Source organism: Pseudoalteromonas sp. ECSMB14103, from assembly GCF_000813065.1.
GTDB classification, from domain to species: domain Bacteria; phylum Pseudomonadota; class Gammaproteobacteria; order Enterobacterales; family Alteromonadaceae; genus Pseudoalteromonas; species Pseudoalteromonas marina.
Map to the genome: position 1 here is coordinate 258465 of NZ_JWGY01000005.1, position 9334 is coordinate 267798.

Genomic DNA, 9334 nt, shown 5'->3' on the forward strand with positions numbered 1-9334 from the left:
ATGTCTGATACTGATATTTTAACGCAAAATACTATACCGCACACAATGCGTGCCATTGTATTGGAAAAACCGAATGATCAAATAAATTTAGCTGACATTGAGTTACCTGTTCCTGAGTGTTCAGATAACGAGCTACTGATAAAAGTAGAATATGTTGGTTTAAACCCCGTTGATGGGCATTTTGCAAAATCAGGTTTTTGTCAGTGGCAGTACCCTCATATTTTGGGGCTTGATGCGGTAGGTGTTGTAGTAAAAGCAAGTAAAGGGATTTTTCCTAATGTTGGCGAGCGAGTCATGTGGCACGCCAACGTAGGTGGGCAAGGGGTACTGAGTGAATACACAAAAGTGCCTAATTTTGCAGTGTCTATTGTACCGCAAGAGTTAAACCCAGCGGTTGCTGCTGTGCTGCCTTGCGCCGGAATGGCAGCACTAATTAGCTTAGATAAAATTAGTATCACCGAAGGGCAAACTGTTTTTATTGAAGGTGGGGCAGGTGCTGTGGGTCAGTTTGCTATTCAGTACGCTAAACAGCGTGGCGCTGATGTATTTGCAACAGCCTCTAAGAAAAACCATAAACTCGTTAAACAGCTTGGCGCGGATGTTGTGTTTGACTACAACGATAAAAAGTTGTGTGAAAAAATTCGTAGAGAGCTAGGGCCGCAAGGGTTCGATGCAGTAATCGATACCGTGGGTGGTGAGTCGACAGCGCGTAATATCGAACTCATGCGTTTTTGCGGAAAAATAGCGTGTTTAAATCCATTACCTTGTTTTGAACAAGATCTAATGTACCGGCGCGCGCCAAATATCAGTGTTGTGTCGCTTGGTGGTGCATGGCTCGCTAATAGTTTATGTGCGCAGCAACGCTTAAGCTTTATGGGTAATTTGTTGCTCGAAGGCGCCACTAATGGTGATATTAAAGCACCGACCTTAACGCCTGTTGAGTTTAACGCAAACGCGGTATCTAATGCCTTAAACACGCAGCTCGCGGGTGGTTTTACAGGCAAGCATGTCGTAAAAATAGGCTGTTAAAAAAACTCTGATTAATACAAAACGCAGCCTGTTTAAGCTGCGTTTTTTTATGCCTTTTTTAGGTGTCATTCACTTATTATTTTTTATACATTTACACTAATAAGCAAAAGCATTTTAAACAACTTGAGTGGCCATAAATCACGTATTTAACGTGTCAACTTACCCTGTTCAGTACAATAAATCAGGCTTAAATTTAAAAATTAAAACAGTCTGTATTTAAAAAAACACCCTAATTCATTACCCGCTTTGCAGATTATTTGCTTTTTGGTGCCTTTGCACGGCGTTTTATCAATCAATCTTAAAAAATTTATCACTTTCAGCGTACAGGTGTAAGCCTTTGTGTTTCAACAGTTTACGTTCGAGTAAAGAAAATAAATTGAAAAAACTGTTAATTAATTGAATAGAGTAATTGATCTAAAGCGATTTTTATGACGTAATGTAGGTATTATTTATCTGGTCGGATGAGTTCAATCATGAGTTTACGTACAAAGTTAAAAAAAGTTTTACCAAGTATTTCTATCACTGAGCAAGAAGCGCTAGACGCGGGTGATGTTTGGCTTGAAGGTTCTATCTATCAAGGTAAGCCTGATTTCAGTGCATTACGCGATGTACCAGCAGCTACACTAACAGCTGACGAACAAGCATTCCTTGACGGCCCTGTACAAGAGCTACTAGGCATGATTGACGATTCAGTAATTCAAAATGGGATTCACTTACCGAATGACATTCTAGAGTTTTTGAAAAAAGAACGTTTCTTCTCGCTTATCATCCCTAAGTCATTTGGTGGTTTAGAGTTTAGCCCTTACGCAAACTCAACAATTGTTGGCACAATTGCGACTAAAAGTTCTGCAGTAGCAGTAACAGTAATGGTACCTAACTCATTAGGTCCGGGTGAGCTACTTCTTCACTTCGGTACGCAAGAGCAACAAGCGCATTACTTACCACGCTTAGCAAACGGTACAGACATCCCATGTTTTGCCCTAACAAGCCCTGAAGCGGGTTCTGATGCAGGCGGCATTCCAGACGTTGGTAAAGTAACCAAAGGCATGCACAACGGCGAAGAAGTTCTTGGCCTAGAAATTACATGGGACAAGCGTTATATCACACTTGCACCAATCGCAACTGTTCTTGGTTTAGCATTTAAAGTAGTTGACCCAGACGGTTTACTAGGTGGTAAAGAAAACCTAGGTATCACGTGTGCCTTAATTCCAAAAGAGCACCCAGGTGTAGAACTTGGTAATCGCCACGATCCAATGGGTATCCGTTTTTACAACGGTACTACACGTGGTAACAAAGTATTTGTACCAATGGATTTTGTTATTGGTGGTCAGAAAAACATCGGCCGTGGTTGGCAAATGCTGGTTAGCTGTTTAGGTGCTGGCCGTGGTATTTCACTACCAGCGCTAGGTGTAAGTACAGCGCAAGTTGCACTTAAATCTGCATCTGAATACGCAGCAGTACGAGAGCAGTTTGGCCTATCAATCGGTCAGTTTGAAGGTATTCAAGAAAAGCTTGCTGACATTGCAGGTAAAACATACCTTCAAGAAGCAATGCGTGTACTTACAACTGAAGGTTTAGGCATGGGCTTAAAACCATCGGTAGTAACGGCAATTGCTAAATACCACATGACTGAACTTGGTCGCGACGTATTAGACTCGGCGATGGATATTCAAGCCGGTAAAGCGATTCAAAACGGTCCACAAAATACACTAGCAAGTGGCTACGTTGCACAACCTATTGCAATTACTGTAGAAGGCGCAAACATCCTTACTCGTAACCTGATGATATTTGGTCAAGGTGTTATGCGTTGTCACCCATACTTACAATCTATGGTTGAATCAATCCACAGCGACGACAAAGGCGCTGATGCAGAATTTAACGGTATTTTACGTAAAACAATTGGTTACAGTACAGCAAACAGCTTACGTGCATTCCGTTTAGGTGTATTACCATTTACAGCTGGCGCAAGATCAGCATTACCAGAAGTACGTGACTACGAAAAAGCAGTACACAAACTATCTGCAAAACTTGCAGTATACGCTGACTTCTCGTTGTTAGTACTTGGCGGTAAATTAAAGCAAGCAGAAATGCTATCAGCACGTTTAGGCGATGTAATGAGCTTCTTGTACGCAGCTATGGCATCAATTAAATACTACGAGCAAAAAGTGGCGAGCAGCGAGCGCGAGCAAGCAGCACCTTACTTCCATTATGCAACTCGTTTTGCACTACAAAGCGCAGAAGAAGCATTGCACAAGTTCTTAGATAACTTCCCTGCAAGTGGTACTCGTAAGTTTATTCGTTTCGTTACAATGAACTACTCAACTAAAATGCCAAAAATCAGCGATGATTTAATCCGCGAATTAGCTGAACAAGCACAGCTTGATACAGCCTTTAAAGCGCAAATAACGCATTTAGTTAAGCCTATTGAAGGCGACGGTCATCATATTAACGAGCAAGCTTATAAAGCTAAAATTGCATCACTAGCTGAACTTGCAAAAGTTAAAAAAGCATTACGTGCAAGAACTATTAAGCCAGGTGCTCGTTTTAGCATTACGCTTGAAAACGCACTTGCTGCAAACGTAATCACAGATGCTGAGTTTGCTCAGTTAATTGATTACAACAAGAAACGTGAAAAAGCGATTCGTGTTGATGAGTTCGATTTTGATATGAACATATTAGATGACAACGCACAACCAGTTAACCCACTTAAAAGTGTGGTTAACCAGTAAGCTACAAAGCTAATTCAATGATGCAAAGCGCCAGCAAAATCGGCGCTTTTATTCTTAAGTGACTAATTAGTGTGGAGCCCCGTTTGATTAAAACCAAACGGGGCTTTTTTATGTGTTTTTTAAAGTAGCAATAGATAGCGATATTGGTTTTAAAGCGTATATGTAACGCTAGAGGATTAAAAAAAGACGCTCATAATTTTGAAAAAGGGCTAACAACTCCATTAGCAGCTTGTGTTTTAGCTGACATGTTACGTTTTAATAGAATATGGTCTAAAAACGCTTCGACTTCTGAATTTCCCATTGAGCTTGGGTGGCGTTTGTTGTGAAAGTGAATAAAGTTTTGACCCGACTCAAATAAGCATTAATAGTTCTTAATGAATACTGTCGAGTGAGCATATAGTCCGCAATGTAATTTAAATACGCAGAGCAAGTTTTTATTTTCAATTCGTCAAATTAGCGCTGTATATATGTACAGCTATGGCTTCGTCGCTCGCATAGTCAAGAAAACGACCTAGTCGCTCGTTTTATACTAAGAAGAAAACGCGCGCGGGTGAATTTTAATAACACTGGCAATTAGTTGGCAAGTTTGTTAATAATAAACCAATAAGAAAACGAGCTACGCTGTGGTAGAAATACGCGCGATTAGCTCGCTATAAACATGTTAGCAAGCAAGGAAAGCTCGGTGAAATACTCACTATTATTTTTACTACTTTGTAATCTGGTCTCATTCAACAGTCTTTCCTGTTCAATTGCTGGTTGGAGAATGTTTACCCCAATTCCCGATAGTTGGAATGCGGTTACCCTTGAACAACCCGAAAACGGTTACTTTTGGGAGCTAGTGCCAGAGCCAGTAGTGGAATTAAGTAGTTTGTCTCGGGGATCAGGAAAACGAAGTTCAGCTTGTTCTGATTTCGGAATTATAGAGTTAAGCGTATCTCTTCCAGAAAGCAGTTCATATAAAATTTCAGATTTTGGTGTTTACGTTAGACTCACCGAAGGAAAACAACCTGATTTAATATTTCCGGATACGCCCATGACTGGACGTATAGATAATGGAGTAATGAAATTGGTATTCCCTTGGCTAGAGCCTCAAAAATCAAAGATAGAGCCATTAAATTTAACATTAGATATATTTCTGGTATCACACAGACTTAATGTAGGTAAATCCGTTAAACTTGTGGTTAAATAGCTTGCTAACAGGCTAATTAATAAGGACAAAAAACAGTTGGCTGTTTTCGTTCCTCAACATTTTAGCCAACAATTTTTTGCCCATTATTAGGGCGTTAGGAGTCAAAGAAGTAATGTACATGGAGATGAAGTTTGGATAATAAATATGTAAATGACTCTATAAGAAAGGTTGTTTCTAGTCATAAGTTTAATTTAATAGCCGGTTTGGCAAGCATAATTGCCTTGCTGGGGTGGGCATTGGAAAAGTTTGTATCTTGGAGTGGGATAAATGGCGTCGTTGGTTGGATGGCTACAGCCGTTATACTTTTGGTATTTTTAATGACATTGATGGTACTAGTAGTTTTCGCTAGGAAACATTATATGTTAGAAGAAGAGAAAGGTAAAAATTCACAATTACTTGAACACCAACATCTTAATCTTCAAACGCTGTACCATTTAAGAACGGCTTTAGATCGGCTTCAGAATCTTGAGAAAGAGGTTCTTAATAAGATGGCAAGTATAAACTCCAAAGAAGCACTGGAAACATATATAGAATCAAAAGAAAAAGATGCTGCAGGCATCTTTAAAAAGTTCTCAACTAAAGCTGTGAACAATACTTACAAACTAGCAAGAATATACTTTATAGCAAAAGGAATGGACGTCCAAGACCTAAGACTTACAGTGAAGGCTGTTATATCAGATGATAAGCAGAATCTAGATAATTGGTTAGTTAAAACAGTTGTCAGAGACTCTGATAGTTGGCAAAAGTTAGATAATGACGATAATCATCAAGTTTCATCTAAAACAGACCATAAAATAGGTGATAATACAGATTTTCACCATGTTATAGATAACAAAGCTATAATGTATTGTTGCAATGACCTCCAAAAAAAGGGAGCTAGTTATAAAAACAGTTCAGCTTCATGGAGAGAGCATTATAATGCAACACAAGTTGTTCCAGTAGCAACCCAATACAAGGATTCTTGGTTATATTTTGGTTTCGTGGCATTAGACAGTCTTAATAAAAATAAGCAAGAAATGTTTAGTGACTCTAAGGATAATGAGTTGTATCAGATTTTAAAGTCTTTAGCTGAGTCTATTGCAATCTGGCATATAGTATACAACGGGTATATTAACAACATATTTAAAGAATACGAACTTATTCAAAATGCTAAAGAGGTATCTATAGAGAATGAGCAAGTTTCTGAGGAAAACAAATGAATACAAATCAATGGCGGAATGAAGCTCTACGTAGAAAAGTAGGGCATGCAAGTGAAAAAGTCAATCATGCTCTTAGCTCTTCTGGTACAGTATATGCCTCGCCTAATACAGCTAGGCTTTATTTAACTTTGTCTGACCAAGAAAAGACTCCTAACAAGTCAATTCAACTGACCGCTGAAGTGGCAGCTGATTGAGGCGTTAGGTATACAAGGGATATATGCGTAAATATTCTAGTTGGGTAAATTATTTCATTTTAAGTTTAGGTTTAATTGCTTTTATTGTGACTATGTATGAGAGCTTTTACCCTCATGGACAGGCATTCACATATTGCTTTACGCCACAATATTTTGGACCACATCCACAACAAAACTCTTTCACTATTATTATGGGTTTGATATCTCTAACTTTATTGTCTTTTTCAGGTTATAAATTATTTGTAAAATTACCTGCTATAAAAAAAGAAGAATCGGAGTTTAATGTCATGGCAGACAATAATGATTTAGGTCCGCTTTCGTGAAATGCATACCTAACAAGCGCATTAAGGCTCGTGAACTCGCTCGGACAATTAACAATGGGTTATTGTCGCTGCGCTCAATAAGTGTAACCCATTGTCAATTTGCCGCTTATGCGGGCGTTAGGGTTACAAGGAAAGTATGTATAAATCTGGTCAACATGTCCTCAATAAAGGGTTAAGTCCTTTTTCAAGAGTATTGCTCGGTAGTATTACAGGGCTGTTTGGTGTAGTTATGATCTTGATAGCACCAGAAATGAGTAAGCCAATCGGAATTTATATGTTTGGCGCATTCTGCTTAATCATTTTTGTAATGTGCATCACTACTGGAAAGTTACGTAATTACTTAGGCCGCGTAATTGGTTCAACTGCTTTTGGATTATCTGTCTGGTATTTCTTGGGGCAATTAGGAGGCGGTGAGTTAATATCAGGCGAGAGGCCTGAACCATCTATTTTTAATGCTATATTATTCTTTTTTGCTTTTGGTTTTCCAGGTATTTGGTTTGCAATTAAAGGTCAATTTCCCATTAAAAATAAAAGGCAAACTACCGAGTAAATGTAACCCTAACAAGGCAATTATGAAAGGGACGCAAAACGCTTGGCTTGCGCTCCTTCGTCGCTAATTTTAGCCAAGCATTTATTCGCCCCATATTGCGGCGTTAAGTTCCTTAATCAACATCGGGGTTATAACCTCCAATCTAGGTATTCCAAATGAAATTTGTGCGTAATTCGATTTTTTATATAACTTTACTTTTCTACTTTTTAGGACCCGTCGCGTTTTTTGTTGCCCAGTTATCTAATAGTTATGGATGGGATTTAACTTTTTTAGAAAAAAATATATCGTTCTATCAAACCACACAAAATTATTTTTTATCGATTATTTTAGGAGTATTGAGTCTTCTTTTCGGTTATGCGTTCTACAAAGGAGGAGTACTAAAATATCGGGTTTCAGATATATCAGGGATTTTTGGAATATTAATAGCTCTATTATCACTTTGCTTTATTCCATTCTTCCCAATATTTTCATGGGTTTTCATGTTTGCTGGTTTTCTTTGTTTGTATTCGACTCTAGTTCCGTTGGTTTCTAAGCTATATGAAAAAATGAAGGGAAATGATTGGGAAAAAGGTGCTGTTACAGCATTCTTTGCATATATCATTTGGTACTTTTGTAGCTACGAAAGTAATATTTTACTTAGTAATATTTTTGCGGTGGATCCTAAACACTTCCCATACACACAATTAATCGGTGGGATAGTTGTATTGTCCCCTTTGATATTTTTTATAAGTTTTGTTTCTCTGTGTGTTTTTAGTTGGAAGTTACTAACATTAAAAAAGAGCAATGAAAAATCTTCATTTCTATTTTTAAATGGAATGATCACTTCGATGTTTCTTTTTATATTTAGTTTGGCCTTTGCAAGTGGGGGGACAAATATTATTAAAAATGTAGCATCGGTAGTCGATTTTAACCCTAATTCGTTTTGTGAAGGGGTTTCTGATAACGAAGGTGTAATATATCTTGACCCAACTTATAACCTAATACTTGTAACCGGGATTGATAAGGAAGGAGAACATAGCTATATCCCTAAAATCTGTAAGCAGGAACTTAATAAGGAAATCAACAAGGACTAAAAACAGCGGGCTGTTCGCTTCGCTCCATTTTAGCCCACTATTTTTAGCCTGTTATTTAGGCGTTATATTCTATGCAGAGTCTGGTGCAACAATTGAGAAGATTTGCCTTATTACTATTTTTTGCTTTATATAGTGCATCGAGTTATTCAAGCTCTTGTTATGTATCTAAGGATGACTTAAAAAAGTGGAGCGATAAATATCAGGACTTAATCAACATTACTTTTGATGCATACGGCTCTGATTTTTTTGTTACGGTAAGTTTTCCAACAAAAGTTGGAGGCAAAAAATTTCATGGTGCGTTGCTGTTAAAAGGGAATAATTGGGACAAACCTGAATTATTAATTCCCTTAGCAACTACCAAAGAAGATAATAAAGTTTTTGTTTCATACTCGATTAGTTCTGCTTTATCTTCCGATAGCTACGTTACTGGATCATATGGCGCAGAATGCGGTATTGAGGTCATTTACCCAATAGAATATAACAAGGCAATAAAGTCGGACTCGTAACAGTTTGCTCGGTTCCACTTCGTTTCACATTTTAGCAAACCATTACTCACCGCTTATTGCGGCGTTATTTGTAGGGAAGCATGGCACATAATCACACTTTTTCAGATGAAGACTGGCCTTTTGATTGCGATATAAATACTTGTGCGGTCACAACCAAATTTGTTTATGATCGAAGTAAACCTATCGTGCAGGTACTTCACTACGATGATGGTGAATGGCAATTTATGTGTAACACTACTGATGATCCCGATGATGGTATGGTTATTTGTATGGGTTGTTTCGTTCAAAAATTTCCAGAAATTACTGAGTTGGCCACTTTGCCTTTAGGTTTTGACGCATATCGAGAAGATGTAAATCAACCTTGGGAAATAGAAAAACTAGAAGAGTAGCGTAATACAAATATAACAAGTCATTAAAGCAGGACAAAAAACAGTTGGTTTTTGCTCGTGCCTCGCTATTTTAACCAACTATTTTTTGTCTCTTAATGAGGCGTTATAAGCCATGATGATCGAATTAGTTTTAGCCTCAACTTTAGTGTCATT

Annotated in this window: 11 protein-coding genes; 10 read left to right on the forward strand and 1 reads right to left on the reverse strand. The window is 38.0% G+C overall.

Going from position 1 to position 9334, the window contains the following annotated elements; genetic code table 11:
• Together RF53_RS10920 and RF53_RS10925 are read left to right on the forward strand one after the other, a co-directional pair.
• The gene (locus RF53_RS10920; RefSeq protein WP_010556710.1) at window positions 1-1029 is read left to right on the forward strand and encodes a zinc-binding dehydrogenase; all 1029 of its coding nucleotides are present in this window, start codon (window positions 1-3) and stop codon (window positions 1027-1029) included.
• A gap of 473 nt (window positions 1030-1502) precedes the next feature.
• Complete coding sequence (locus RF53_RS10925) at window positions 1503-3758, forward strand: acyl-CoA dehydrogenase (RefSeq protein WP_039037665.1); 2256 nt, start codon at window positions 1503-1505, stop codon at window positions 3756-3758.
• 190 nt (window positions 3759-3948) lie between these two features.
• Here the strand turns inward: RF53_RS10925 and RF53_RS19720 are convergent, their stop codons facing one another.
• Window positions 3949-4059, reverse strand: a complete 111-nt coding sequence (locus RF53_RS19720) for a hypothetical protein (RefSeq protein WP_235591591.1) — start codon at window positions 4057-4059, stop codon at window positions 3949-3951.
• 381 nt (window positions 4060-4440) lie between these two features.
• Between RF53_RS19720 and RF53_RS10935 the strand changes: the two genes are divergently transcribed.
• From RF53_RS10935 to RF53_RS10970, 8 genes are all read left to right on the forward strand, one after another.
• Window positions 4441-4947 carry a hypothetical protein gene (locus tag RF53_RS10935; RefSeq protein WP_152607102.1) on the forward strand — a complete coding sequence of 169 codons (507 nt, stop codon included), beginning with the start codon at window positions 4441-4443 and terminating at the stop codon, window positions 4945-4947.
• A gap of 131 nt (window positions 4948-5078) precedes the next feature.
• Window positions 5079-6146, forward strand: a complete 1068-nt coding sequence (locus RF53_RS10940) for a hypothetical protein (protein WP_039037668.1) — start codon at window positions 5079-5081, stop codon at window positions 6144-6146.
• A complete protein-coding gene (locus RF53_RS10945) occupies window positions 6143-6340 on the forward strand; it encodes a hypothetical protein (RefSeq protein ID WP_039037669.1) in 198 nt (65 codons plus the stop codon). Before RF53_RS10940 ends, RF53_RS10945 begins: the two co-directional genes overlap by 4 nt.
• A 23-nt stretch (window positions 6341-6363) precedes the next feature.
• A complete protein-coding gene (locus RF53_RS10950; protein WP_039037670.1) occupies window positions 6364-6663 on the forward strand; it encodes a hypothetical protein in 300 nt (99 codons plus the stop codon).
• Between the two features lie 136 nt (window positions 6664-6799).
• Window positions 6800-7213 (forward strand): hypothetical protein, encoded by a 414-nt coding sequence (locus RF53_RS10955; protein ID WP_039037671.1) that lies wholly within the window; start codon window positions 6800-6802, stop codon window positions 7211-7213.
• 155 nt (window positions 7214-7368) lie between these two features.
• Window positions 7369-8286 (forward strand): hypothetical protein, encoded by a 918-nt coding sequence (locus tag RF53_RS10960; protein WP_039037672.1) that lies wholly within the window; start codon window positions 7369-7371, stop codon window positions 8284-8286.
• Between the two features lie 71 nt (window positions 8287-8357).
• Entirely contained in the window at window positions 8358-8792 is a 435-nt protein-coding gene (locus tag RF53_RS10965) for a hypothetical protein (RefSeq protein ID WP_039037673.1), read from the forward strand.
• Window positions 8793-8872: 80 nt separating this feature from the next.
• Window positions 8873-9181 (forward strand): hypothetical protein, encoded by a 309-nt coding sequence (locus tag RF53_RS10970; protein ID WP_010556289.1) that lies wholly within the window; start codon window positions 8873-8875, stop codon window positions 9179-9181.
• Window positions 9182-9334: the final 153 nt, after the last annotated feature.